This window comes from Nocardia sp. CA-119907 (assembly GCF_050955995.1).
In the GTDB taxonomy this organism is placed as follows: Bacteria; Actinomycetota; Actinomycetes; order Mycobacteriales; family Mycobacteriaceae; genus Nocardia.
In genome coordinates this window covers 1,242,599-1,268,122 of the sequence record NZ_CP192091.1, presented here as the reverse complement: position 1 = coordinate 1,268,122, position 25,524 = coordinate 1,242,599, and the positions used below count along the sequence as shown (strand labels likewise).

28 protein-coding genes are annotated in these 25,524 nt (G+C 66.6%); 11 read left to right on the top strand and 17 right to left on the bottom strand.

The features are described 5' to 3' along the window. Positions 1-47: 47 nt before the first annotated feature. From ACQP2D_RS05760 to ACQP2D_RS05725, 8 genes are all read right to left on the bottom strand, one after another. Positions 48-716: an MspA family porin gene (locus ACQP2D_RS05760; protein ID WP_433682673.1), complete on the bottom strand. Its 669-nt coding sequence runs from the start codon at positions 714-716 to the stop codon at positions 48-50. Between the two features lie 75 nt (positions 717-791). Continuing rightward, on the bottom strand, positions 792-1,466 hold the full coding sequence (locus ACQP2D_RS05755) for an MspA family porin (protein ID WP_433682672.1): 675 nt from the start codon (positions 1,464-1,466) through the stop codon (positions 792-794). Positions 1,467-1,777: 311 nt separating this feature from the next. Next, on the bottom strand, positions 1,778-2,446 hold the full coding sequence (locus ACQP2D_RS05750) for an MspA family porin (RefSeq protein WP_433682671.1): 669 nt from the start codon (positions 2,444-2,446) through the stop codon (positions 1,778-1,780). A 62-nt stretch (positions 2,447-2,508) separates the two neighbouring features. Continuing rightward, on the bottom strand, positions 2,509-3,177 hold the full coding sequence (locus ACQP2D_RS05745) for an MspA family porin (RefSeq protein ID WP_433682670.1): 669 nt from the start codon (positions 3,175-3,177) through the stop codon (positions 2,509-2,511). Between the two features lie 697 nt (positions 3,178-3,874). Continuing rightward, a complete protein-coding gene (locus tag ACQP2D_RS05740) occupies positions 3,875-4,450 on the bottom strand; it encodes a MogA/MoaB family molybdenum cofactor biosynthesis protein (protein ID WP_433682669.1) in 576 nt (191 codons plus the stop codon). Beyond that, the gene (locus ACQP2D_RS05735) at positions 4,450-5,880 is read right to left on the bottom strand and encodes a trypsin-like peptidase domain-containing protein (RefSeq protein ID WP_433682668.1); all 1,431 of its coding nucleotides are present in this window, start codon (positions 5,878-5,880) and stop codon (positions 4,450-4,452) included. The genes ACQP2D_RS05740 and ACQP2D_RS05735 overlap by 1 nt, the downstream gene beginning before the upstream one ends. Before the next feature lie 70 nt (positions 5,881-5,950). Next, positions 5,951-7,426, bottom strand: a complete 1,476-nt coding sequence (locus ACQP2D_RS05730; protein ID WP_433682667.1) for an ATP-binding protein — start codon at positions 7,424-7,426, stop codon at positions 5,951-5,953. Positions 7,427-7,432: 6 nt separating this feature from the next. Further along, a complete protein-coding gene (locus ACQP2D_RS05725; RefSeq protein WP_433682666.1) occupies positions 7,433-8,119 on the bottom strand; it encodes a response regulator transcription factor in 687 nt (228 codons plus the stop codon). A 372-nt stretch (positions 8,120-8,491) separates the two neighbouring features. Here ACQP2D_RS05725 and ACQP2D_RS05720 point away from each other — a divergent pair, with 372 nt between their 5' ends. From ACQP2D_RS05720 to ACQP2D_RS05695, 6 genes are all read left to right on the top strand, one after another. After that, positions 8,492-11,311, top strand: coding sequence for an ATP-binding protein (locus tag ACQP2D_RS05720; protein WP_433682665.1), 2,820 nt, complete (start codon positions 8,492-8,494; stop codon positions 11,309-11,311). After that, complete coding sequence (locus ACQP2D_RS05715) at positions 11,308-11,715, top strand: roadblock/LC7 domain-containing protein (protein WP_433682664.1); 408 nt, start codon at positions 11,308-11,310, stop codon at positions 11,713-11,715. Before ACQP2D_RS05720 ends, ACQP2D_RS05715 begins: the two co-directional genes overlap by 4 nt. Before the next feature lie 7 nt (positions 11,716-11,722). Continuing rightward, positions 11,723-12,097 carry a DUF742 domain-containing protein gene (locus ACQP2D_RS05710; protein WP_354958386.1) on the top strand — a complete coding sequence of 125 codons (375 nt, stop codon included), beginning with the start codon at positions 11,723-11,725 and terminating at the stop codon, positions 12,095-12,097. 91 nt (positions 12,098-12,188) lie between these two features. Then, the gene (locus ACQP2D_RS05705; RefSeq protein WP_433635024.1) at positions 12,189-12,746 is read left to right on the top strand and encodes a GTP-binding protein; all 558 of its coding nucleotides are present in this window, start codon (positions 12,189-12,191) and stop codon (positions 12,744-12,746) included. Next, entirely contained in the window at positions 12,739-13,569 is an 831-nt protein-coding gene (locus ACQP2D_RS05700; RefSeq protein WP_433682663.1) for an MHYT domain-containing protein, read from the top strand. Before ACQP2D_RS05705 ends, ACQP2D_RS05700 begins: the two co-directional genes overlap by 8 nt. A 186-nt stretch (positions 13,570-13,755) precedes the next feature. After that, complete coding sequence (locus ACQP2D_RS05695; protein WP_433682662.1) at positions 13,756-14,778, top strand: glycoside hydrolase domain-containing protein; 1,023 nt, start codon at positions 13,756-13,758, stop codon at positions 14,776-14,778. A 422-nt stretch (positions 14,779-15,200) separates the two neighbouring features. Here ACQP2D_RS05695 and rpmF read toward each other — a convergent pair whose 3' ends face one another. From rpmF to mrf, 3 genes are read right to left on the bottom strand one after another with little or no spacing between them, the layout of a single operon-like run. Next, complete coding sequence (gene rpmF / locus ACQP2D_RS05690; RefSeq protein WP_433682661.1) at positions 15,201-15,374, bottom strand: 50S ribosomal protein L32; 174 nt, start codon at positions 15,372-15,374, stop codon at positions 15,201-15,203. Between the two features lies 1 nt (position 15,375). Next, positions 15,376-15,657, bottom strand: coding sequence for a type B 50S ribosomal protein L31 (locus tag ACQP2D_RS05685; protein ID WP_433682660.1), 282 nt, complete (start codon positions 15,655-15,657; stop codon positions 15,376-15,378). Next, positions 15,654-16,988, bottom strand: a complete 1,335-nt coding sequence (gene mrf / locus ACQP2D_RS05680; RefSeq protein ID WP_433685544.1) for a ribosome hibernation factor-recruiting GTPase MRF — start codon at positions 16,986-16,988, stop codon at positions 15,654-15,656. Before mrf ends, ACQP2D_RS05685 begins: the two co-directional genes overlap by 4 nt. A 138-nt stretch (positions 16,989-17,126) precedes the next feature. On the opposite strand from mrf, the gene rpmB reads away from it, so the two are divergent. Genes rpmB through rpsR form a run of 4 tightly spaced genes read left to right on the top strand, consistent with a single transcriptional unit; the run spans position 17,127 to position 18,137 of the window. Continuing rightward, on the top strand, positions 17,127-17,363 hold the full coding sequence (gene rpmB / locus ACQP2D_RS05675) for a 50S ribosomal protein L28 (protein WP_433682659.1): 237 nt from the start codon (positions 17,127-17,129) through the stop codon (positions 17,361-17,363). A 10-nt stretch (positions 17,364-17,373) separates the two neighbouring features. Further along, the gene (rpmG, locus tag ACQP2D_RS05670) at positions 17,374-17,544 is read left to right on the top strand and encodes a 50S ribosomal protein L33 (protein WP_433682658.1); all 171 of its coding nucleotides are present in this window, start codon (positions 17,374-17,376) and stop codon (positions 17,542-17,544) included. Next, positions 17,544-17,849 (top strand): 30S ribosomal protein S14, encoded by a 306-nt coding sequence (rpsN, locus tag ACQP2D_RS05665; RefSeq protein WP_433682657.1) that lies wholly within the window; start codon positions 17,544-17,546, stop codon positions 17,847-17,849. Before rpmG ends, rpsN begins: the two co-directional genes overlap by 1 nt. 33 nt (positions 17,850-17,882) lie before the next feature. Beyond that, entirely contained in the window at positions 17,883-18,137 is a 255-nt protein-coding gene (rpsR, locus tag ACQP2D_RS05660; RefSeq protein WP_355176510.1) for a 30S ribosomal protein S18, read from the top strand. 64 nt (positions 18,138-18,201) lie between these two features. Here the strand turns inward: rpsR and ACQP2D_RS05655 are convergent, their stop codons facing one another. Next, positions 18,202-18,780, bottom strand: a complete 579-nt coding sequence (locus ACQP2D_RS05655) for a LysM peptidoglycan-binding domain-containing protein (RefSeq protein ID WP_433682656.1) — start codon at positions 18,778-18,780, stop codon at positions 18,202-18,204. Positions 18,781-19,033: 253 nt separating this feature from the next. Here ACQP2D_RS05655 and ACQP2D_RS05650 point away from each other — a divergent pair, with 253 nt between their 5' ends. Beyond that, entirely contained in the window at positions 19,034-19,486 is a 453-nt protein-coding gene (locus ACQP2D_RS05650) for a hypothetical protein (protein ID WP_433682655.1), read from the top strand. Positions 19,487-19,507: 21 nt separating this feature from the next. Here the strand turns inward: ACQP2D_RS05650 and ACQP2D_RS05645 are convergent, their stop codons facing one another. The 5 genes from ACQP2D_RS05645 to ACQP2D_RS05625 form a co-directional block, all read right to left on the bottom strand. Continuing rightward, positions 19,508-20,131 carry a hypothetical protein gene (locus ACQP2D_RS05645; RefSeq protein ID WP_433682654.1) on the bottom strand — a complete coding sequence of 208 codons (624 nt, stop codon included), beginning with the start codon at positions 20,129-20,131 and terminating at the stop codon, positions 19,508-19,510. 296 nt (positions 20,132-20,427) lie between these two features. Next, positions 20,428-22,002 carry a bifunctional phosphoribosylaminoimidazolecarboxamide formyltransferase/IMP cyclohydrolase gene (purH, locus tag ACQP2D_RS05640; protein ID WP_433682653.1) on the bottom strand — a complete coding sequence of 525 codons (1,575 nt, stop codon included), beginning with the start codon at positions 22,000-22,002 and terminating at the stop codon, positions 20,428-20,430. After that, positions 21,999-22,631 carry a phosphoribosylglycinamide formyltransferase gene (purN, locus tag ACQP2D_RS05635; RefSeq protein ID WP_433682652.1) on the bottom strand — a complete coding sequence of 211 codons (633 nt, stop codon included), beginning with the start codon at positions 22,629-22,631 and terminating at the stop codon, positions 21,999-22,001. The genes purH and purN overlap by 4 nt, the downstream gene beginning before the upstream one ends. A 120-nt stretch (positions 22,632-22,751) precedes the next feature. Further along, a complete protein-coding gene (locus ACQP2D_RS05630) occupies positions 22,752-24,305 on the bottom strand; it encodes a cell division protein PerM (RefSeq protein WP_433682651.1) in 1,554 nt (517 codons plus the stop codon). A gap of 84 nt (positions 24,306-24,389) precedes the next feature. Further along, entirely contained in the window at positions 24,390-25,439 is a 1,050-nt protein-coding gene (locus ACQP2D_RS05625) for a DUF5336 domain-containing protein (protein ID WP_433682650.1), read from the bottom strand. Between the last annotated feature and the right edge of the window lie 85 nt (positions 25,440-25,524).

Genomic DNA, 25,524 nt, shown 5'->3' with positions numbered 1-25,524 from the left:
GCCCGTCGCAGTCGCGACGGGCCCGTTCACATATCCGAGCGGAATATTCAGCCGAGGCTGAACGGCTTGCCCCACAATGTCGTCCAGGTGATGACATTGTCGGTTTCCACTTCGACGCTGACGAACGCCCGTGCCTGCGCATAGCCACCGCAGCCGGTCAGACCGATGGTCTCATCGGACCAGGTGACCGAACCGCTGCCGCCCTTGAACTTATTGCGCTTCTTGTGCGCCTCATTGCCGAAGTCGTCGGCCTGCTCGAGATCGAGCACATAGAACGACTGTGCCTGCCCCGGACCGAGACTCAGGTTGGCACCGCTGCTGGCGCCGACCTTCGGCTTGACGTTCTCGCCACTCCAGTCGAGACCACCGGTGACGCCGCCCTCCGCACCGCCGCCGTCGATATTCGCCTGGCAGCCGACGACATAGCCCGGGAAGATCGCACCATTCCAGCCATCGGTGACCTCGACCTGCGCGCTACCGGAGACCCATGCGTTGCGGTGCACCGGCGTGGATCCCATGGACGGGTTGATATTGGCCGATTCGCCGACCAGCCGGATGGTGAGAACGGTGCCGTCGGACAGTGTCTTGACGATTTCTCCGCCCGGCAGCGGAATGAAGGTGTCGGCATTGGCCGCACCGGTGGACAGCAGGCCCAGTGCCATGGCGGCGGCGCCACCGAGCCCGGCCGCGCGCACCGCAAACTTACGATCGATCATGATAGTTACTACCCCTAGCGGATTGAGTTCGATGAGTTCGATTCGGCGAATGGAGATTTCGAGTTCCCACCGCGGTCAGCCAATGCTGAACGGTGCTCCGTAGAGGGTGACCTTGGAGTAGTTGTTGCCGATGATCTCGACAACGGTGTAGGAACGCGCCTGGGCATAACCTGCGCAGCCCTGGATCTGGATCTCCGCATCCTGGTACTCGACCGAGTAGACCCCCGGCTTCAGGATGTCCTTGTAATCGATCTGAACGAACTTGACCTCGCCCGGGCCGAGATTGATGCCGATCGAACCACCGAGCGAACCGCCCGAGAGGTTGATACTGCCGGAAACGCCCGCCGAGATCGCGTTATCGGCGATGCTCACCTGACATCCGACGATATAGCCGGTGCTCAACTGCGAAGCACCGTGCGTCGAGGAGTTATTGGTGCCCGGCGCTCCGGAGGCGCCATTATTCGGACCGATGGTGCCCTCGGGCGTTACGGATACATCGGCAATGGCATTGCCCGAAACCCAGACGACTCGGCCCGCACCATTCGCGGCCAATGACGGCGAAATCAAGGCGTGTTCTCCCGTCCGGCTAACGGTCACGCCCGGGCCCAGCTTCTGGCCGTCCGGCAACGGCACGAAGACATCGGCGTTGGCAGCGCCGGTCGAAAGCAGGCCCATTCCCACAGCGGCGACGACGCCGGCGCCCGCGATGCGAACACCTCGACGCAGACCGCTGAAGCGGTTCTTGCTCATACTTCCCCTCATCAGGTTCTAGCGGACGACCTCGGGGTACCGAGGCCGAAGACCCTTTCATGCGGACACCGCTCGATGGAAATACCTTGGCCATCAAGCGGATTGCCAACAATCTCGTCGGTGGACGATCTTGGGTGCGCACAATGTTAGTGGTTTCCGCCGAATCTCTGTGAGATTTCGCACATGTTACCGTTCGATCCGCTACGATCCGCGAATTGCGGTGGGTATCAGGGGGTTTCACAACGAAAAAGCGGGCCCGCCGCGAATGCGACGAGCCCGCTCGGGTTTTCAGGGTGCGATGCCCCTGCCGATCAGCCGAGGCTGAACGGCTGGCCCCACAGGGTGGTCCAGGTGATGACGTTGTCGGTCTCCACCTCGACGCTGACGAAGGCCCGCGCCTGCGCGTAACCGGCGCAGCCGGTCAGGCCGATGGTCTCATCGGCCCAGGTGACCGAGCCGCTGCCGTTCTTGAACTTGTTGCGCTTCTTGTGCGCCTCATTGCCGAAGTCGTCGGCCTGCTCGAGATCGAGCACGTAGAACGACTGCGACTGGCCGGGGCCGAGGGTGAGGTTGCCACCGCTGGAGGCGCCGACACCTCCGGTAACGGTGTCCCCACTCCAGTCCGCGGTGCCCTCGACACCACCGGTGGCGCCGCCACCGGAGATGTTGACCTGGCAGCCGACGGTGTAGCCCGGGAAGATCGAGCCGCCGCCGTCACCGGACACCGTGACCTGAGCGCTACCCGATACCCACGCGTTGCGGTGCAGCGGGGTGGAGCCCATGGACGGGTTGATGTTGGCGGATTCGCCGGTCAGGCTGATGGTGACGACGGTGCCGTCGGACAGCGTCTTGGTGATCGAGCCACCCGGCAGCGGAACGAAGGTATCGGCGTTCGCGGCGCCGGTGGAGAACAGGCCAAGGGCGACGGTGGCAGCGGCGCCGACACCGGCCACCCGTGCCACGTTCTTACGGTTGATCATGCTATTTCCCTCGAGGGTTGATTCGCTTGAGCGAGAAGAATGTTCGTTGGATTCGACCGACGTCAGCCGATGCTGAACGGCTGCCCGTAGAGGGTGGTCTTCGAGTAGTGGTCACCGATGATCTCGACGACGGTGTAGGAACGCGCCTGGGCGTAGCCCGCGCAGCCCTGGATCTCGATCTCCGCATCCTGGTACTCGACCGAGTAGACCCCCGGCTTCAGGATGTCCTTGTAATCGATCTGAACGAACTTGACCTCGCCCGGGCCGAGATTGATGCCGATCGAACCACCGAGCGAACCGCCCGAGAGGTTGATACTGCCGGAGACACCGGCGGAGATGGCATCGCTGGCGATGCTGACCTGGCAGCCGACGATGTAGCCGGTGCTCAGCTGCGAGGCGCCGTGCGTCGAGGAGTTATTGGTACCCGGCGCACCGGAGGCGCCATTGTTCGGGCCGACCGTGCCTTCCGGCGTGACGGCCACATCGGCAATGGCATTGCCCGAAACCCAGACCACGCGACCGGCGCCATTGGCCGCCAGCGACGGCGAGATCAGGGCGTGCTCACCAGTGCGGGTGAGGGTCACATCGGGCCCAGCCTTCTGGCCGTCCGGCAACGGCACGAAGGTATCGGCATTGGCAGCACCGGTCGAAAGCAGGCCCAAGGCCACGGCCGCGGCAGCGCCGACGCCCGCAATCCGGGCACCGCTGCGCAGGGTGCGGTTCTCGCTCATACTTCCCCTCATCAGGTTCTAACTAGTCAGCCTCGACCATCGAGGCTGGACGGTGGTCCTCTCAGGCCCAGCTCAGTTTGTGCCCCGTTTGTTGCCGATGTGTAACCGGCTGTTATTTCGGCGCAACGGTCAGTGCTGGCAACGGAACCGAGCCAGGTTCCGCCGAGTCGGCAAACGTACGTGCCGTACCCGGGCCTGCGTGGTCCAGCGGCGTGGGTGGCTCGTGGCGAGATTAAACCGACCAGTAACGGTCTGGCAACGTAAGTTTCTGTTAAGATCAATGTGATCTAGATCACACTATCTCAAATGCTCATATTGCTTGACGTGCATAAACGAGGAAGAAGCTCCAGCCGAACCGGCACAAAAGGTGTCAGCAGTCACATCAATGCCGAAGGCAACTACGGGACAGCATCGTAGTTAAAGTCGAAGCAAATTTCAGGGTGAGGAATTCACAGTGGAAGAAGCGGCGGTATCGAACCGCGATACGTGGCTGGACCGTAGATGAGTCATCAGCCGTGATGGGGCGGCACCTGCGAGCGGAGCCAGTCGTCGGATGACGGTTCGGTATCGGAACCATCACCGCGCTCGTCGCCCGTCGTCTCCGGGAGAACGTCGCCGAAAATTTTTGCCAGACGCGCGGCATCCCTCGCCCGGCGCGCCGCCGGGCGAGGGTCGTCCGAGGAGTCCGTGGCGGAGATTATTCGGCCAATCCGGACAATTCGCCGATCACACGGCTGGCAAGCGGACTCAGGGTTGCCATGCCGTCGCGGACCGCCGCCCGGCTGCCCGGCAGGTTCACCACCAACGTGGAGCCGGAGACGCCGGCCAGACCGCGCGAGAGACCGGCGTCGAGCGAGCCGGCGACCCGGCCCGAGGAACGCAGCGCCTCGCTGATCCCGGGCAGTTCCCGGTCCAGCACCTGCGAGGTGGCCTCCGGCGTGACATCGCGCGGGGACATGCCGGTGCCGCCGACCGAGATGACCAGATCGACACCGCCGATCACCGCGGTGTTGAGCGCGTTGCGGATCTCCACCTCATCGGCCTGTACGGACACCGAAGCGTCCACCAGGAAACCCGCCTCGGTGAGCAGCTCGGTGACCAGCGGTCCGAGTGAGTCCACACCTCCATGCGCCGTTCGATCGTCGACGACCACCACCAGTGCACGCCCCGCCACAGGAGCATCGATTTCCATGGTGGTAACCGTAGCGTCCAGGCCGACGAGGTGGGCGTCGGCTCCCGGTCGCGCCGTCAATCCGCCCGGCAGGACCCGCATCATCGGCCGCCGTCCGCAGGCGCGCCAGAGAGGGTCACCTCGACGGTCTTGGGGTTATTGCCTTGTTCATCGGTGTAGGTGATCTTCACCTTGTCTCCTGGCTGATGTGAGCGGACCGCGGCGATGAGCGCGTCGCCGGAGTCGATGGTCCGGCTGTCCACCTTGGTGATGATGGACCCGGCCGGGATGCCCGCCTTGGACGCGGGGCCATCCGGAGTCGCCTCGAGCACCCGGGCGGCGGTGTCCTGCGGGCGCAGTTTGATGCCGATCTGGGCGTAGGTGGCGTGGCCGGTCTTGATCAGTTCGTCGGCGACCCGGCGGGCCTGGTCGACCGGGATGGCGAAGCCGAGGCCGATCGAACCGCTCTGCTGACCGGTCGCCTCGCCGCCGAGGCTGGCGATAGCGGTATTGATGCCGATGAGCTTGCCGTTGCCGTCGACCAGCGCGCCGCCGGAGTTGCCCGGGTTGATCGCGGCATCGGTCTGGATCGCGTCGATGACCGGCTGCACCTGGCTCGGCGTGCCCTCACCGTTGGTGGAGACCGGACGATTGAGCGCGGAGACGATGCCTGTGGTCACCGTGCCCGCCAGACCGAGCGGCGAGCCGATCGCGATAACCGACTGGCCGACCGCGAGATTCGACGAGGTGCCCAGTTCGATCGGGGTCAAACCGTCCTTGCCCTGGACCTTGATGACGGCCAGATCCGAGACCGGATCGGCGCCGACCAGCGTGGCGGGCGCGGTGGTGCCGTCGGCGAAGGCGACCTCCATCCTGGCATTGGCGCCACCGCCGGAGGCGACATGGTTATTGGTGAGGATCAGCCCGTCCGAGGACAGCACCACACCCGAACCCTCACCCTGGGCACGACTACTGGCGACCTTGATCATCACCACGCTCGGCAACACCTTCTGCGCCACCGCCTGGGTGGAACCGGCTGGCGCGTTCGTGACATTGCTGACGTTGGGTTTGGGCGCGTCCAGGGCATTGGTCACCACGGCGCGGCCGTTATCGGAGCGGGTCACCAGCGAGCCGACCGCGCCGCCGACTCCACCGCTGACGAGTGCGAGCGCGACCGCGCCGACGACGAGACCGGTGCGGACCGGGCGGCGCGCGGGTTCCGGCTGCGGTTGCGCACCGAAGGCGGCACCCGGATACGGCCCGCCGGGCGGCACCGGCGGCGCGAAGGACGGCTGGGTGTATTCCGGGCCCGATTCGGGGCCGGGAAACGGCTGGGTCGGGTTGGATGACACCCGCTGCTGCCAAATCGACGGAGGCTTCGGTGGTTGCTGAGGCACATATCCGGAGTGCGGGTACGCCTGATCCGGCTGGCCCGGTTGCACGGCCGGGATCTGCTGGGTGGGATGCGGGCCGGCGGCAGCATGGCGGTTATCCGGCTGCGGCGTCGCGCCTTCCTTCGAATCCTCGGTCATGTTTCTCGTATCTCCTTACGTCTTCGACCAGCTTGGCGTCGACGACTGAGAGCGGACTGAGACCGCGCTTTCAGTTTTCCGAGATATCGGTGGGCGTCTCCGGTACCGGCCCGCCATCACCTTCACCCGGCAATACGATACGGATCAACGCGCCGCCGCGCGGTGAGGTATCGATGGTGATGGTGCCGCCATGTTTGGTCACCACCTGTTTGACGATGGCCAGGCCGAGTCCGGAACCGGGCATCGAGCGCGAGGCCGTTGTCCGATAGAACCGCTCGAAGACCAGCTCGCGCTCATTGGACGGAATGCCGGGTCCGGCATCATCGACATCCAGTTCGAGCAGCCCGCGTCCGGTTTCGCGCATGGTCACCTTCACCTGTGCCCCGGCCGGACTCCATTTGGCGGCGTTGTCCAGGACATTGAGGATCGCGCGCTCCAGACCCGCCTCGTGCCCGTAGACGAACCACGGGCGCAACTCGGCGACGAACTCGCTCGAACCGCGGCGGCGCCGGGCCCGCTCCAGCGCGCGCTCGGCCACCTCACCGAGATCGATTCGGTCGTAGACGGTTTCGGGCGCGTCCTCGCGGGCCAGATCGACCAGATCGCCGACCAGGGTGGACAGCTCTTCGATCTGGGCCATGACATCCGAGCGCAGTTCGGCCATATCCTGTTCCGGAATCTGCGGTGCGCCAGGGCGACTGGACGCGATAAGCAGTTCCATATTGGTGCGCAAAGATGTCAGCGGCGTCCGCAATTCATGTCCGGCGTCCGCGACCAATCTGCGTTGGCGATCCCGCGATTCGGCGAGTGCGCGCAACATTGTGTTGAAACTCTCTGTAAGCCTTGCGAGTTCATCGTCGCCGGTAACCGGAATCGGCGTCAGATCGTCGGTGCGGGCAACCCGCTCGGTCGCGGCCGTCAGCCGCCCGATCGGTCGCAGCCCGGTGCGCCCGACCGCGGTACCGGCGCCCGCCGCCAGCACGACACCGCAACCGCCGACCACGAACAGCAACCACGCCAGCCGGTCCAGCACCTCCCTGGTCGGTTGCAACCGCTGCGAAACGATCAGCGTCGCACCGGAATGTGTCGGCATGGCGAGCACACGCTGATTACTCACGGTGCGCAGGGACGAGGCCAACTCGCCGTCGGCGACCGCGAGCTCTTGGGTGCCCACCGGCGGAATCGTCTGCTGCGGCGGCATATACGCCTTGTGATTGGCGTATATCAATGCGACCCCGACATCATTGGAGTACAGGCCGGCGATCACGATCGACTGGAATCCCAGGCTGTCGAAGTTGTTATTGATCATGGTGGCCGCACGGGCCTTCAGCTGCGAGTCGACATCGTCGTACAACGAACGCGCCACCATCGCGTACGCCGCGATGGAAGTCACCGCGACGGCCACGGCCACCACCGACGCGGCCAGTAGCGTCACCCGCCAGCGCAGCGAGACCGATCTGGTCAGGGGCATGGGCGGACGCATCTCCGCCGAATCCGGCTGACCGAGCGTGGCGACCAGTTGTCGCTTGGGGATCGCGCGTGCCATGACCGCCTACGGAGGTGTCTCGCGCAGGACGTAGCCGACGCCGCGCACGGTGTGGATGAGCCGGGCCTCGCCCTCGGCCTCGGTCTTGCGGCGCAGGTAGCCGATATAGACCTCGAGTGCGTTACCGGAGGTCGGGAAGTCGTAGCCCCAGACCTCCTCGAGGATGCGGCTGCGGGTCAGCACCCGGCGCGGATTCGCCATCAGCATTTCCAGCAGTGAGAACTCGGTGCGGGTGAGGCTGATCGAGCGGTCGCGCCGGGTCACCTCTCGGGTGACCGGGTCCAGCGACAGATCGGCGAACGTCATGGTCTCGGAAACCTCGCCGGGATCGGCGGCCCTGCGGCGCAACAACGCGCGCAATCGCGCCAGCAATTCCTCCAGCGCGAATGGTTTCGGCAAATAGTCGTCGGCACCGGCATCGAGTCCGGCTACCCGTTCCGATACCGAATCGCGCGCCGTCAAAACCAGAATCGGCAGATCGTCTCCGGTACTACGCAACCGTCGGCAAACTTCGAGCCCATCCATCCGCGGCATCATCACATCGAGTACGAGTGCGTCGGGTCGCTGCACGGTTGCCTTCTCCAGCGCGTCCACGCCATCGACCGCGAGATCGACGGCGTAGCCGTTGAAGGTCAGTGACCGGCGCAGCGATTCCCGGACGGCGCGATCGTCGTCGACTACCAGAATGCGCATGCCACCAGTTTGACCGCATCGACTGAGAGTCGACTGAGAGGGAGACGTTCGACACGCCGACGCCGCCTGCGGTTCACCCGAAAGGATCAGCCCCGCTAGGGGGTGGTCGAGTGACCAGCAGGTTTGTGATCACGTACAGATCTCGGTGCAAAACGCAACCGTTTTGGACGGCGAAACCCGTTCTGAGTAGCCATATTCGAGTGAATTACAGAGTGTGTGCCCCAGATTGCCGTTGGTCACTTTGCGCGGTATGTTCCGTGCGGTAAAAAGAAGACCTCTAGTTGGTTCTCAGCGGGTTGAATCAAAACCGAACAGCCACGCGCCATCCGGGGGCACTCGTGCAAGCTCGTGAAGCGGAGGCAACGGAAGCGGATGGAAGCTGCACCGCGGTCCTGGCAATTCAGTCTGTCCAACTGGTCGGTCACTCGCAAGGTTGGCATCGTGCTGGTGCTGCCCGTACTGCTGGCCACCGTGTTCGCCGTGCTCCGGATCAACAACGAACTGCGCACCATGTCGCAGTTGGACGCGGCGACCGAACAGGTCATCATCATTCGCCCGATCGTCAAGTTCGGTACCGCCACCGAACAACTCGCGGTCGCGGCGACATCCTCGTGGGGTAACACCGCGGATCCGGCCACCGACGCGGCGTTGACGAAATTCGATCAGGCGCTCGCCGATCTCGAGGCCGGAATGCGCACCACCAAGGCGAGCACCAGGGTCACCTCCGAATTGGCCTCGGCCGTCGCCACCGGCACCACCATGCGCAATAGCCTGCGCAACGGTTCGCCGATGATGGTCGGCGAACAGGCCGATGAGATCGCGGTCCGCATCGGCAACGCCTTCGCGCTCTCGCCCTCGGTCGAGGACCTCGTCATCCAGCGGTACTTCCTGCAGATCGGCGCGATCCAGAACGCGCGGCGCGTGCTGACCCAGCAGCGGATGATGATCAGCTCCCCCGACGCGAGTCACAATCCGAGCGTGCGGGCGAAGGTGCTCACCTCGGCGGGTGCCGAGATGACCATGGTCAATACCTACGGCATCATCCTGCCGGACAACGCGCCCAATATGCGTCCACTGCTGGACGCGGTCGGCATTCGGCTCGGGGCGTTCAGCCAGAACGCGGGCGATCCGACATCCAATCCGGCCGTGCTGGAATCGCTGCAGGTGAGCGCGGACACCTACGAGAAGACCACCAACGCTCTCGCCGACACCATCGATAGGGCGCTGGCCGATCGGACCACCGAGGCGCAGACCGGTGCGCTGCGCGAAACCACGATCGTCATCGGCATGCTGCTCGCCGGCCTGGCCCTGGCCCTGGCCGTCGCGCGCGCCCTGGTCGTCCCGGTGCGCAGGCTGCGGCGCGATGCCCTCGAAGTCGCACACGTCAAACTGCCCGACGAACTCGCCGTCGTACGCAGCGGTGGCGCCACCCCGGAGATCACCCCGGTCGCCGTGCACACCACCGACGAGGTCGGCCAGCTGGCCCGCGCCGTCGACGAAATCCACGAGCAGGCGCTGAATCTCGCCGCCGACCAGGCCCGACTGCGACTGCAGATCGGGAACATGTTCGAAACCCTGTCCCGCCGCAGCCAATCCCTCGTCGAGCAGCAGCTGGCGCTGATCGAGGATCTGGAGCACGACGAGGACAACGCCGAGCGGCTGCAGAGTCTGTTCCGCCTGGACCACCTCGCCACCCGCATGCGCCGCAACGGCGACAACCTGCTGGTGCTCGCCGGTACCGCGCTGCGCCGTGGCCAGCTGCATCCGGTGCCGCTGTCGGACATGCTCTGGAGTGCGGTCTCCCAGGTGGAGGACTACCAGCGCGTCGAGATCGGCGCGGTGCCCGACGGCATCGTCGCCGGTGAACCCGCCGTCGATATCGAGCATCTGCTCGCCGAACTCATCGATAACGCGCTGCGCTACTCCCCGCCGACCACACCGGTCGCGGTGATGGTGGCGCGCGCGGTCGACGGCGGCTACCTGATCGAGATCACCGACCGCGGCCTCGGCATGTCACTCGAGGATCTGCAGCTCACCAATGACCGGCTCGCCTCCGGTGGTGAGGTGACCGTCGAAACCGCCCGCCGCATGGGCCTTTTCGTCGTCGGCCGACTCGCCAAGCGGCACACCATCACGGTGAGCCTGCGCCGCACCTCGACCATGGCACAGCAGCCCGGCATCACCGCCAGCGTGCACCTGCCGGGCGCGCTGGTCGCACCGCCGCTCGACGCGACCGATCCGAACCAGCGGGCCATCGAGGCGCCGATGATGGCCGCACTGCCCGCACCGCCGCAGCAACCGCGCACGCTGGTGCCGGTGCCGAGCCTGCCGCAGCGCGAGCCGTCGCGGTTCGCCGTCACCAGTTCCGGGCTGCCGCAACGTCGCCCCGCCATGCGCGTTGCTGACGCACCCGAGGTACCAGTACCCGGGGACGATCAGACCGAAACCTCGGTCGACGTATTCGCCGAGCATCCGGTTGGCCGGGGCGAGACCGACCGGCAGCGCCTGACCCCGTTCGGACCGCCGACCTCGACGAATGAGTTCGCCACCGGGCCGAACTCGGTGATCGACGTGGAACCGCAGGTGCCCCTCGGCGCCGTCACCGACCTATGGGCCGAACAGCCCGACGACCCCGCCACGACCGGACCGACGCCGACCGTCTCCCGCGAACCGGCCGAACCGCAGGCCACCGCGTATCTCACCGGTCCACAGCCCATCACGCCGCAGGCCGTCCGGCCGTCGCTGCCGACCCGAAGGCCCCCCGCCGCAGCGGAACCCGCGACGACGACCTCGACTCGACTACAACCGGTACCGGCCGAATCCAGCACGACCACCTCGACCCGACTACAGCCGGTCCAGGGCGAATCGCCCACTCCGATCTACCAGCGGATGGTCTCGGAGTGGTTGGTCGAGCCCGCGACGGCGGCGCCCTCGCCGTCGGCATGGACCTCACCCGCCGACGCGGGCTGGACAGCCGCCGAACAGGCCAGTCATCCGACCCCTGAATCCCGCACCGTCGGCGGACTGCCGATCCGCCGACCGGGAGCACAGCTGGTGCCCGGTGGCCTCGCACCGGCGGAAGAACCCGGCGTACGTGATCCGGAGGAGATCCGGAACAACCTGACCAGGCATCTCAGTGGAGTCCGCAGCGGGCGGGCCGAAGCGCAGTACAACGACGGAGGGCTTGTATGACCAACCCCAACAGCACCACGGACGAGAACCTGAACTGGCTGGTCGCCCGCTTCACCAAGGATGTGCCCGGTGTGTCGCATGCGGTGCTGGTGACGGCGGACGGCCTGCTGCAGGCGACCAGTCCGCATCTACCCGCCGACCGGGCCGAACAGCTTTCCGCGGTCACCGCCGGTCTCGCGAGCCTAGCCACCGGCGCGGCCTCGCTGTTCGACGGTGGCAAGGTGATGCAGTCGATCGTGGAGATGCAGCGCGGCTATCTGCTGGTGATGAGCGTCGGCAACGGATCACATCTGGCCGTGCTCGCCAATAAGTCGCACGACATCGGCCGCATCGGCTATGAAATGGCCCTGCTCGCCGATCGTGTTGGCGCGGTGGTCACGGCCACCGCCCGGACAGCAGTCTGATCCAACGATGTCGAGTCCACTCGGCCAAGGGCCCAACCGGCCGACAACCCGTGTCAGACCCTATGCCCTGACCTCCGGGCGCACCGAACCCGCGGTCGACCTACCGCTCGAAGCGGTTATCGAAACACTGTCGTACACTGCGCATCTCGAATGGCCAGCGGGCGATCTGCGCACCGAGATCCTGCGCTTGGGCACGCATCGGCTCTCGGTCGCCGAGATCGCCGCCCACATGGATCGGCCGCTGGGCATGGTCCGGGTCATGGTCGGCGACTTGGTCGTCGACGGCGCCCTGCGCGTGCACTCGACCCTGACCGAAGAGGCGAGCTTCGACGAGCGTCGTTCCCTGATGGAGAGGACTTTGCGTGGACTCCGTGCCCTATAAGACTGCCGGGACCGCCGGAAATTACGGGCACGCCGGACAACCCGGCAACCCAGCACCCGGTGAGGCCGACACCCGTGTCGCCTCGACCAAAATCGTTGTCGCCGGTGGCTTCGGCGCGGGCAAGACGACCTTCGTGGGCGCGGTCTCGGAGATCGTCCCGCTACGCACCGAGGCCATGGTGACCCGCTTCTCCGACGGTATCGACGATCTCGCCGATACCCCGGATAAGGAAACGACCACGGTCGCCATGGATTTCGGCCGCATCATCCTGCCGGGCAACCTGGTGCTCTACCTGTTCGGCACCCCCGGCCAGCGCCGGTTCTGGTTCATGTGGGACGACCTGATCCGCGGCGCCATCGGCGCGGTGGTGCTCATCGACACCCGGCGGCTCGAGGACAGCTTCGCCGCGGTCGACTTCTTCGAGGCGCGCAAGCTGCCGTTCCTGATCGCCGTCAATCGCTTCCCCGACGCACCCCGCTTCCCGATCGCCGAACTGCGCGAAGCGCTTTCGGTGCGTGAAGGGGTGCCCATCGTGGATATCGACGCGCGTAATGCCATGGAGGTCCGCCAGGCGCTGGCGGCCGTCACCGAATATGCGATCGCCCAGCTGAAGGCGCTCGAATTGGAAGGATCCGCGCGACATGCATGACGTCCGGTTGTTCGCTGCGGCGAACAGCGGCGCTGTGGTGGACCAGTTCTCCATGGGGTACTGGGTCGCCGCACTCTCCTTCGGTGTTTCGGTGCTCGGCGCCGTGGTCGGGCTGGCCTGTGTACTACACGCAGCGCGTTCGTCCCGGTTCCGGTTGGTGTGGGTGACCTCGGCCGCGGTATCGATCGGCGGCGTCGGCGTCTGGCTGGCCACCTCGGTGGCACTGCTCGGCCTCGACATATCCGGCACCGCGGTGCGCTTCGACGGCGGCCGCATGATCGCGTCCATGGTGACGGCGTTCGGTGCGGTATTCGTCGCGCTGCTCGTCATCGGCCGCCGCCTGCTGCTGGCCCGGTTGATTCCGGGCGGACTGATCATGGGCATCGGGTGCGCTTCGAGTCTCTATCTCGGGCTCGGGTCCATTCGCATTCAGGGTTCGGTCGAGATCTCCCCGTGGCTTTCGGCCGTGGTGCTCGTCATCGCGCTGGTGACCGGGGTGGGGACGCTGTGGTCGTTCCAGGCGCTGCGCCATCCGCTCGCGCGTGCGGCCACGGTGCTGTTGTTCGCCGTCGGTGTGGCGGGCATGTACTACGCGGGCATCGCGGCCATCGACACGGCCATCGACACGGCCGGCAAGGCGCCGGACGGGCTCACGCTGTTCGAATTCGTATTTCCCATGTTCGTCATCGGCTCGCTGGCCCTGACAGTGCCGATCACCGCGGTGCTCATCGCGCCCGACCGGCGCGAGACCGCGGCGGTCATCGCGGCCGCGCGCCAGTCCGAGTTCGACGGACGCCGATCCAAGCTCGAGTCGGTGCGCTGAGCTCTTCCTCGGGTCGATGATGCCGACCGCCGCACCCCGCGGACCGGCGATGACGGCCGAACGCCCGGTGGGTGAATCCGAGATCGGTTGCAGGACTTTGCCGCCAGTTCGAAACACGCCGTGTCGGTTCGGGCGGGTTCGGCAATGCCGCCGATTTCGACCAAGGACCCACCTACAGTGGGAGATATGCGTTTCGGTCTGGACTACGCCGCGGGACGTCCCGGCGGCGCGGCCATCCAAGCGGCCGGATTCGACTTCGTGGTGCGCTACCTCTCCGATGGCGGTCCCACACTGCCCGGCAAACAGCTGACTCCCGCCGAGGCCGACGACCTACGCGCCCACGGCATTTCCATCGTGTCGAACTGGGAAACCACCGCGACCAGGATGTTGGACGGCTATGACGCCGGAATCGTCGATGCCCGTGCCGGTTTGGCACAGGTGCTGCGCTGTGGCGGCCGGTCGGATCGGCCGATCTACTTCTCCGCGGATTTCGACTCGACGCCGCAGGATCAGCTCGCGATCAACGCCTATCTCGAGGGCGCGGCCACCGTACTCGGCTTCGCGAATGTCGGTATCTACGGCGGGTTCTGGTCGATCAGCCGGGCGCTGGACGCGGGTGTCGCCACGTGGTCGTGGCAGACCGATGCCTGGTCCGGCACCAATGTCGAGCCCAGGCGCAATATTCATCAGACATTGCGCCAGGTGGTTGTCGGCGGTGTGCTCTGCGATGTAAACGAGGCCGAGACAATAGATTTCGGCCAGTGGGACTTTGTACAGGAGGAACCGGACGTGACGCCGGAACAAGACGCGGTACTGCGCGATATCCAGATCCAGCTGCGCGGTCCCGGCCTGTCCGGCTGGCCGCAGCTCGGCACCGATGCGGAGGGCCACAACCGCACCCTGGTGGACGGGGTGGCGGCGGCGCTGCAGCGGATCCAGGAGTTGGAGGCCGAATCGACCGATCTGCGCAGGCAGATCGGCGAATTGCGTACGGAGGTCAGCGAACTCGAGGCCACCACGGCAGATCTGGTCGAGGAGGTCAAACGGTTGGACGGACGGCACTGGCCGTGGCCGTTGTCGCTGATCGAGGGTCCGGCCGACTTCGTAGGTGAGCAGCTGGCCCGCCTGGAATCGCTGTTGCCGGAGTTGCCGGGTTTGCCCGGCCGGGAGACGGAGAAATCGACCGAGGAGCCAGAAGTTTGGCGATGAGCGGGTTCTCGGTGATCCGGCGAACCGGGGTTCCGAGAACCCGCCCTCCCGGATGAGGGTACCGGCGCGAGAGCACGAAAGCATCACTGCGCCAGGACTTTTACGGATACGAAAAACCAACTCTCAGTACGTAATTGACCTGCTAGCTACCGGGACGCAATCGAGATAGCGAAAAGATCACCATGTGGCGTGGATCACTTCGTTAGCTATCAGATTGCCACAGGCGAGACCGGGCTCCTAACCAAAACCGACGCGGAGATCTCATCCAGCGGATCCGGTCGATCGATCACCGGCCTCACGCGTTCGCGTCCGATGACAGCAGCGCGCGAGTCATCGTCGGCTGGCACATCCCGGTTCCCTCGAAGGAGGTCGCGTGGCCGTAAACGTGATGCTCGACAGGGAATACGAGAACCATCGCGGCGTCAGAGTCGCGCGGGATCGACGAGTCCGCGTTCGACCGCCCGCGCCAGACGGCGCGGCACCCTGTGCACCACCCCACCGACGCTGACCGGCACCGGGTCGGGTGGGGTGGCCTTCCACTGCGAGCGGCGGCTGCGGGTGTTCGACCGCGACATTCTGCGCTTGGGCACCGCCATATCAGCCCGCCCCTCGTCCGGGCTGGGACGTCGCCTTCGTCCGCCTGCCGTATTTCCGCTCGAACCTCTCCACCCGGCCCTGAGTGTCCAGCACGCGGTGCGCGCCGGTCCAGAACGGATGTGAATCGGCGGTCACGTCCACGACCAGCAGCGGGTAGGTGTTGCCGTCGGTCCACTCGACGGTGCGGGTGCTGGTGGCGGTGGATCTGGTCAGGAACTGCTTTCCGGTGCTCGAATCCTCGAACACCACGGAGTGGTAGTCCGGATGTATCCCACTCTTCACTTCACCTCTCCTCTCGGACTTTTGGCCTGTCCGTCCATCGGCAGGCCGGTGGGTTCGCCGGTCGCACAGGGATCGGCGTGCCACTCGCCGAACGGGTCCTCCCAGTGCGCGACCTGCTCGGGCGCGCATTCCACCAGACGCAGTTCGTCATCCTCGACCAGCGCCCAGTGCAGGGCCTCGCGGATCTCGCCCGGGTCCGCGTCGTGGACCAGGATGACCAGCGATATATCCCGGTCGCCGAACTGCTCGTCCCAGCGCAGCGCGGCCATGGCCCGGCGCATGGGATCGGCCTGTTCCCGCTCGGCCGGGCTCATCGCGGCCAACCATGGTCCGGCACCGCCGATCCGCAATCCGCCGCCCGCGGACTCCAGCCACACCACTTCATTCGGCTGGGTGGCCAGCCAGATCCGTCCGCGCGCGGTCACGACGCCGTCGAAGAGCACATCGAGGGCTTCGTGTAGGCGGGCCGGATGGAACGGCCGACTCGCGGCGAATTCGACAAGGGCCACACCATATTCGGTGCCCAGCGGCGGTTGACCGCGCAACAGCGGCGCATGCGCGTCGAATCTGCGGCCGCGCCGGGGGTGCGGCGAAATGTGCGCGAGCAGTGCTTCGACCTCGGCGGTGGCGCGCAGATCGATATCGTCGACCCAGGCCACCGGCGCCTCGGGTGCGAGCCGGGACAGCACCGCGCCGAGCCGAGCCCGATCGACGGCCTCGCCGCTATCGCCGAGCACCACAACGGCATCCGCGAAGTCGACCTGACCGACTGCCACCTGGGCCACCGTCCGGTCGTCGTCCACGGTCGCCGCCCCGCGCTCGGCGAGGGTGTCCCCTCCGGTGGCGTCGGCCAACCAGGTCGGCGCGTCCACGCAGGTGAGCACGGCCTCGACCCGCACATCGCGACCGGCCGGACCATCGACCCGGCCGACCACTCCGGTGACGGCGACATTCTCGATCGCCCGACATACCGTCTCCACCTCGAAGGCCGGATCCAGTTCCAGCACAATACGATTCACCGAATCGCGGGCGGCGAGTGCGCACAGCAGCGGCAGCAGATCGGTGCGCAGGGTGCAGGAGACGCAGCCGTGTGCGAGCTCGAGCACGGTCGAGGTCCGCTGCTCGCCGATGTGCACCGTGCGGTGCACGATGCCCTCGCCGAGCCCGCTCGGATCGTGCCGAACGGTGACGGTGCCCGGCGTCGCACGCAACACCGCGGCCAGCCGTTCCACACCCGCCGCGGCCGGTCCGGAGCATCCGGTGACCACCACGACGGGCGTTCTCCGGTCGGACCGCCTCCCGGGTGGGAGTAGGGCGGGATCCACCACCACAGCGCTCCTTTCGATAATGATTTTCATTTACTGTCGAGCAACGGTACATTGTCCGTCAGCTGTTGTCGAAAATGATTATCAACTGCCTGACCGCCCCGCCGACTCCGTCGGCCGTCATACCCGAATGGAGGGAGCCCAATGTCGGCGCACTGCCAGGTCACCGGGCGCAAGCCCGGATTCGGCAAGTCCGTATCGCACTCGCACAAACGGACCAGCCGCCGCTGGAATCCCAATATCCAGCGCAAGACCTACTACCTGCCCAGCGAGGATCGCCGCATCACGCTGACCGTCTCCGCCAAGGGCATCAAGACCATCGATCGGGACGGGATCCAGGCCGTGGTGGCCCGGATCCGTCTGAGCGGCGACAAGATCTGACGGGAGAACCATGGCCTCGAAATCGACCGAGATCCGGCCGATCATCAAGCTGAAATCCACTGCGGGAACGGGATATACCTACGTCACGCGGAAGAACCGGCGCAATGATCCGGACCGGATGGTGCTGCGCAAATACGATCCGGTGCTGCGCGGGCACGTCGACTTCCGCGAGGAGCGCTGATGGCCAAGACGTCGAAGATCGCCCGCAATGAGCGGCGCACACAGATCGTCATCCGCAACGCGCCGCGCCGCGCCGAACTGAAGGAGCTGATCCGCAAGCCGACCACTTCCACACAAGACCGCGCTATAGCACAGTCGGCGCTACAGCGGCTGCCCCGCGACGCGAGTCCGGTACGATTGCGCAATCGGGACGCCGCGGACGGACGACCGCGGGGTCATCTCCGGAAGTTCGGACTCTCCCGCGTACGCGTGCGCGAGATGGCCCATCGGGGTGAACTCCCCGGTGTACACAAATCGAGCTGGTAGACAACCACTGATCTCGAGAAGGAAACCCGTCACATGGCAGTCAAGCGAGCACCCTCGAAGAAGGTTCGCGCCGAGCAGGCCCGTCGCCCGAAGAAGAACCCGCTGATCGCGGCGGGCGTCGAGACGGTCGACTACAAGGACATCAACCTGCTGCGCACCTTCATCTCCGACCGCGGCAAGATCCGCAGCCGCCGGGTCACCGGACTCACCCCGCAGCAGCAGCGCCAAGTCGCCGTCGCGGTGAAGAACGCCCGCGAAATGGCACTGTTGCCGTTCACCAGCCGGTAGACACCGGCCGACGAATCAGGGCCCCCGTTGCGAAGCTCCGGGGGCCCTCGTCGTTCGGTGCTCCCTACGGGATGGTCAGCACCTGGCCCGGGTTGATCAGATCGGGGTTGTCGATGCCGCTGGCATTGGCGATCTCCTGGTAGCGGTTGCCGTCGCCGTAGAAGCGCTCGGCAATGGCCCACAGAGTGTCGCCCGGCTCGACCGTGTAGGTCTGCGCAGCGGGCGGCGGGGGCGGAACCTCTTCGGCGGGCGCGGCGACCTCCTCGGCGACCGGCTCGGCGGCCGGCTGCTCCGGGGCGGGCAGCGGGTTGTCGGTCTGGGTGCCCGACGCCCACAGCGCGCTGCCGTCCTTGCCGTACAGCACCACATTGCGGTCGGCCTGCACCGTCAGCCGGTCCGGCTCGCTGCCGTTGGTCTCGGTGGCCCAAGCGGCGCCCTCACCCTTGTAGAGCACGAAGTTGCCGTCCTCCTGCAAGACGGCCCGCTCGACCCCCTGATCGTGAGTCAGGGTGGACCACACGACATTTCCGTCCGGTTCCGACAGCACCAGGTTGCCATCGGCCTGCAGGGTGAGGGTGTACGCACCGCCGACCAGCGCCTGGCCGAGCCCGAGTTCTTCACCTACGCGCAGCGTGTCGCCCACGTTGTTCCTTTCGAAGGTTTAACTTGCAGAGCATCCGACTCGATACGCGCCGCGAACCCTGATTGGCGCGCATCGGCCCCGAATGTACTGTGCGCGAGGGCCGTACGGAGGTATTACGCGCAGCCTTAGCCAAACGTTCACTGTGCCGGCCGCATCGCTCTATCATCTTGTCGCGCAAACCGACGCGACGGTTCTCGCGGGTTGCTGGGTGGCCGCATCCCGGCACGTTGGCGGGTCGATTAGGGTGTTCGGCATGTATCGGATGTCGATTGGGCCCGCCACAGTCGCCGTCGCTTTGTTCGTCGGCCTCGCCGTCACCGGATGCGGTGGCTCCGATCGTGGTGGCGCACAAGAGAAGACGGCGACCAGTGCGGCGAGGTCCACGCCGACCGAAGGCAAACCCGCCGACGCTGGCCGGATATTCGTCGCTGATCCGAGCATTGTCGGCGGGCATCCGATTTCGTTCACCTCGTGGTCGCGGGTGGCCGACGATCGGATCGCGGTCAACTTCGAGACCGGATCGCCCGAGTGCTACGGAATGGATGCGACTGTGACCGAGACGAATTCGACGGTCACCATCGAGTTGCGCACCGGAACACGCGCCGATGCGGTCGGGCGAATGTGCACGATGATCGCGGTTTTCGGGACTCTCGAGGTGCCGCTGAAGGCGCCTTTGGGCAGCCGACAGGTGCTCAGCGCCGTCTAGCGGGGAAGCAAGCGCCGAGGATCACGACACGGGTTCGGCGATCGCGTCCGATAGGGCGGCGAATTCGGGATAGCTGCCGGATTTGGCTGGGCCCCAGGTCTTTTGCGCCATGACGCGCAAGGGCATGGTGATCGATGCGGCGATCTGTGCGGGTGTCTGCACGGTCGGGTCGTCGCACCAGACGTACAGGCCGGAGCCGAGACTACTCGCGTTCTGTTGCGGAGTCAGTCGGATGCCGTCCACGAAAAGCGTTGGGTCCCAGAGCTCGTAGGCCAGCGGCGGCCGAGCATTGCCGACAGTGGTCGGTCCACCGGTCACGTAGTAGGTGGGCGTGAAGGCGGCATTCTTCACCTGGTGGCCCGCCGCGATGAGATCCGGTGCGGTGCGGGCGATTCCGAAGAACGGCAGCGGCAGCTGCGGAATGCCCGCGCGGCTCCAGAAGTCGATGACGATATCGCGGTCGGGGGTGATCGTGCCCGCACCGGTGTGCAGTCCGTCATTCCAGATGCGCGGGCGTTTGCCGTGCGCGCGCACGATATCGGCGCCCCAGTTGATCAGGCCGAGATAGGCGTCGACCGGCTGGGCCTGTGGTCCGTAGGCGGCCCGGGCATACGTTCCCAGCTGCGGATATTCGTCGAAGGACATGACCCGGGTGCCGTTCAGCAGGAACTCGTCCGCGCCGAGATGCCAGTAGCGGCCGGAGAATTAGCACCGCACGATTCGACATGCGGCCACTCTACGAAACCAGAAGCGCTGCGCTCGCCTTGTTGCGGCCGCGCGCCGCAACCCGAAGCCCGCGGCGTCGCCCCTGTTGAACCACGCAGCACCCCGGCTTTCATCGGATTTGTCGCATCGCTACCCGAACCCGCCGTCACTATTCGAGGGTGCTTCGCCACGCGAAGAGGGCGGGAGCCGGATGGCGCCCGCCCTCTAGAGGGAACTCAGTGTGCGAAGTGGCGAGAACCCGTGAGGTACAGGGTGACTCCCGCTTCCCTGGCCAGGTCGATGGTGTCCTGGTCGCGGACCGAGCCGCCGGGCTGCACGATCGCCCGGATTCCGGCCTGGATGAGCTGCTGCGGGCCGTCGGAGAACGGGAAGAACGCGTCCGAGGCGGCCACCGAACCCTTGGCGCGGTCACCGGCGCGCTGCACCGCGAGACCGACCGCGTCGACCCGGTTGACCTGGCCCATCCCGACGCCGACCGAGGCACCGTCGTGGGCGAGCAGAATCGCATTGGACTTCACGGCACGGCAGGCGCGCCAAGCGAATTCGAGGTCGGCGAGGGTTTCCGCATCGGCCGCCTCGCCCGCGACCAGGGTCCAGTTCTCCGGGTCGTCGCCAGGGGCGTCGAGGATATCGCGCACCTGCAGCAGCGCGCCGCCGCTGATCGGGCGCAGCTCGGCGCCACCGCGGCGCGGCGGCTCGGCGACCAGGATGCGCACATTCTTCTTGCGCTGCAGCACCTCGACGGCACCGTCGGCGTAGGACGGTGCGACGATCACCTCGGTGAAGATCTCGGCGACCTGCTCGGCCATCTCCACGGTGACCTCACCATTGGCCGCGATCACGCCGCCATAGGCGCTCACCGGATCGCACGCGTGCGCCTTACGGTGTGCCTCGGCGAGATCGGCGCCGATCGCGATGCCACACGGATTGGCGTGCTTGATGATCGCGACCGCGGGCGCCGCGTGGTCGTAGGCGGCGCGCCAGGCGGCATCGGCATCGGTGTAGTTGTTGTACGACATTTCCTTGCCGTGCAACTGCTTTGCCTGCGCCAGCCCGGTGCTGCCGTCGTTCTGGGTGTAGAGCGCCGCGGCCTGATGCGGGTTCTCGCCGTAGCGCAGCACCGATGCGCGATCCCAGGTGCCACCGATCCAGCCCGGGAACTGCGACGCGGCAGCCTCATTCGGCTCGGCATCGGGGGCGAGCACGCTGGACATCCAGCTCGCGACCGCGACGTCATAGCTTGCGGTGTGCTGAAATGCCTTGGCCGCCAATACGGTGCGCTCGGCGAGGGTGAAGCCGCCCGACCGCACCGCGGCGAGCACATCGTCGTAGTCGCCGCTGTCGACGACCACCGCGACCGACGGGTGGTTCTTGGCGGCGGCGCGCACCATGGACGGACCGCCGATATCGATCTGCTCGACGCATTCGTCATTGCTGGCGCCGCTGGCCACGGTCTGGGTGAACGGGTACAGATTCACCACGACGAGCTGGAACGCCTCGACACCGAGTTCGACCAGCTGGTCGACGTGTTCGGCCTTGCGGGTATCGGCGAGGATGCCCGCGTGCACCCGCGGGTGCAGGGTCTTGACCCGGCCGTCCAGTGTCTCCGGGAATCCGGTCAGATCCTCGACCTTGGTCACCGGAATGCCCGCGTCGGCGATCTTGCCCGCGGTCGAACCGGTCGAGACCAGTTCGACACCGGCGGCGTGCAGTCCGCTCGCCAGCTCGATCAGCCCCGTCTTGTCGTAGACGCTGATGAGCGCCCTGGAAATCCCCTTACGCTCACTCACCGAAGTACCCGCTCATCTGGAATTACTGCCTTTCGTCCGTCGGAGACAATGCCTCTGGTCGCGACGGCGGCGACAACCTCCGCCAGCAACCGTCGCTCGACAACCTTGATGCGCTCGTGCAATGTGGCCTCGTCGTCGCCGTCCAGCACCGGAACCGCCTCCTGCGCGAGAATCGGGCCCGTATCGATACCGGAATCGACCAGATGCACGGTCGAACCGGTGACCTTCACCCCGTAGGCGAGGGCCTCGCGGACCCCGTGCGCGCCCGGGAACGCGGGCAACAGCGCGGGGTGGGTATTGATGATCCGGCCGCCGAACCGGGTCATGAATGCCGGGCCGAGGAGCTTCATGAATCCGGCCGAGACCACCAGATCGGGTTCGTAGGCCGCGACCGCGTCGGTCAGCGCGACATCCCAGGCGGCGCGATCGGGAAAGTCCCGCAACACCATCCGGAAGTTCGGGATCCCCGCGGCGGCCGCGTGTTCGGTGGCCTGGCAGACCCGGTCGACTCCGACGGCGACGATGGTCGCCGGGTAGTCCGGCTCGGCCGCGGCCTCGATGAGGGCGCGCAGCAATGACCCGGTGCCAGAGGCCAGCACGACGACGGTTGCCGGTGCCGTGGGGGGCACACTCGGGGCATTCGGGGACGGCTGGGGGGTGGCAGCCGACGGAGTCGGCGGGGTGGGCAAGCTCAGCGCTCTACTCCTGGTATCGGTCGGAACGGCGGCGGCGGTGCCACCGAGTAAAGCCTAACGACCGTCCACCTGGTCACTTTCCAGCAGGTCCGCCTCGACGACTTCGGCATCGACGATGTCGGGGACGGTATTGCTGCCCGGGGCACGCGTAGTGGCGATGGAAATCTGTTCCTCGACCAGTTCACCGTCGAGTTCTACCTCGAAGTCGGGGTCGTCGTAGTCGTCGTCATCGTCGTCGTAGTGATCGCGCTCATGGCGATCATCGTCGTAGTCGTCGTAATGATCGTCGTAGTGGTCGTCTTCGTAGTGGTCGTCGTCGTAGTCGTCGTCGTAATCGTCGTGGCGATCGATGACCGGCGCGCCGATCGGAACGACGAGCCAGCGCGCGAACATCAGGCCCACGTAGCCGGCGACGGCCAGCCAGCCGAAGATCACCGCCGCGAAGATCGGCAAGTCCAGGCCCATATGACCGAATGTGCCGAGATCACCACCCGCCGCCGCGCCGAGCAGCACCAAGGCCACGGTGGCCACCCCGGCCGAGGTCAGAGTCGCCCAGGGTGCGGCGGCCCGGTCATGCGAGGTCCGTCCGATATCCACACCCCCGAGCACACCGATGGCCGCCGGGATCAGCAGCAGCACCGGCCACCAACCGTCGGCGGGCCCGGTCGGCACCGCCGCCATGACCGGAACGGCCGGAATCGGCCCGCCGACAACGGAGAACACTCCGATCGACGCATCGCCGAGATGCGCGCCGGAGCCGACGATTACCCCGACGGCCGCGAGCACCACATTCGGCAGATATGCCAGTGCGAGCACGCTCAGCCCGATCACGCCCGCCGCATTGCCCGCGGTCTGATAGGTGTCGCCGATGCGCGACCAATGCATGAGGAACGACACGATGACCACCACGGTCGCGCAGGCCAGCAGGCGCAGCACCGACCGGCCCGCGCCGAAGACGCCCGCGATCGCCCAGTCGGGCAGGCGCAGCAGCGTGCAAAGCCTGCGCCGGTTCCGGCTCGCGATACCGCCCACCGCCGCGACCGAGTACACCGTGCCCACCCAGCCGAAGGCGGCGAGGGTATTCGGCGGCTGCAGCGCGACAACACCGGAGGCGTCCTCGGCGACCGCCAGACAGACGGCCGTGACCAGCAGCGGCCCGGCCAGCGCCGCACCGACAATCCAGCCGAGATCGGCGCGTGAGCTGTCCGGCTCGACCGCGCGGGCACAGTCCCGGCCGGACACCCAGATCAGCAGTCCGGTCGGCAGCAGCGGCAACAGTCCGAGCGAGGTCTTGCCGATCAGCAGCGGAACCTGGTGTATTGCAAACCATCCTGCGGCGATCGCACCCGAGGTGCCCGCCAGGCTGCTGCCCGAGGAGAGCAGGGTGGCCAGGGCCAGGATCGTGATGGCGACCAGCGCGTAGGTCGTCGGGCGGGCGGCGACCAGCAGCAGCACGCGGGCGCGCTCGGGGGTCAGCGATAGGAACCCGGCCTCGTCGAGACCATCGGTGTGGGAACCGCGCGGTGCTCGGTCGCTGCGCGCCGCGGGTTCCGCCGCGCCGCGGGACTCGGCGGTCCGGCGAACAAGAGAGGATCTCGGGGAGCTCATGGAAATTCAGCGTGGCAGCTCCCCCGGCGCGAGCGGGTCAGGCGCGCCGACCCGGTCCGGTGCCGCGCCGAGAGAGCCGGGGAATTACTTGTTGTCGTCCTCGGAGGGACGGAACGCGTGGGTGGCGTCCGAGGACGGGTCCGAACCGGTCTCACCGCCGAAGGGCTGGCTCTGCTGACCCGGCTGGCTCTGGCCGAAACCCGGTGCGCCGTACTGCTGGCCGGGCTGTTGGGCACCGAAGTGCTGGGTGGCACTGTCATCCGGGCGCGGCTGCGCGGCGGGCGCGGCACCGTAGGGCGAACCCTGCTGCGCCGCACCGTATCCGGGCTGCTGGCCATAGGAGGGCTGCTGACCGTAGGACGGCTGCTGCTGGCCCTGGCCGTAAGACGGCTGGCCCGGCTGGCCCTGACCATAGGGCTGCTGTGCCTGGTACTGCGGAGCGCTCTGACCGTATCCCGGCTGACCGTACGACGGCTGGCTCGGCTGGCCCTGGCCGTACGGGCTCGGGCTCTGGCCGAAGGCGGCGGGCTGCTGGCCCTGGCCGAACGCGCCTTGCTGGCCGTAGCCACCGGTGCCGAAACCGCCCGGCGGACTCTGCGGGGTGGCGGGCTTGGGCGCGGGCGGGGTCAGGATGCCGGATTCGAACAGCACCGCGACGATCGCGACGGCGGCCTGTACGAAGGCCAGGAATAGCAGCAGGTAGGCGCCCCACTTCAGCTCGACGTTCAGAAGATCGTCGGACGTGGTGAAGGCCAGAAACAGCGTGCCGAAGAAGCCAGCCGTCGATGCCGCGGCCGCGGCGCCGGTCCAATTCTGCTTGGGCAGCAACGACAGTCCGGCGAGCAGGCCGCCGAGCAGCAGGATCGCCAGCAGTCCCGCCGCACCGAAGTACTGGAAGAGGCTTAGTGTTTCGTCACTCTTGACCGTGCCCCGGCTACTCGCCTTCTGGCCGAAGAACGGCAGGAAGCCGAGCAGGAAATTGATCACACCGAGCCCAGCGACGCCGACCACCAGGAAATACGGCAGGCCCTTGGCGGTGGACGCGGTGCCGGTACCGGCCGTCTGGCCGGCGCTGGAAGGTGCGGGTGGCGTCGCGGGTGCGTTGTACCCGGAGCCCCCGGTCGGGTATGACATGGTCGTCGTCTCCTAGGTCGAGTCGTACGTGTCTTGACGGCTTGGATCTCTTCTGACGCTACTGCACTCGTTGGCCCGGGTCACC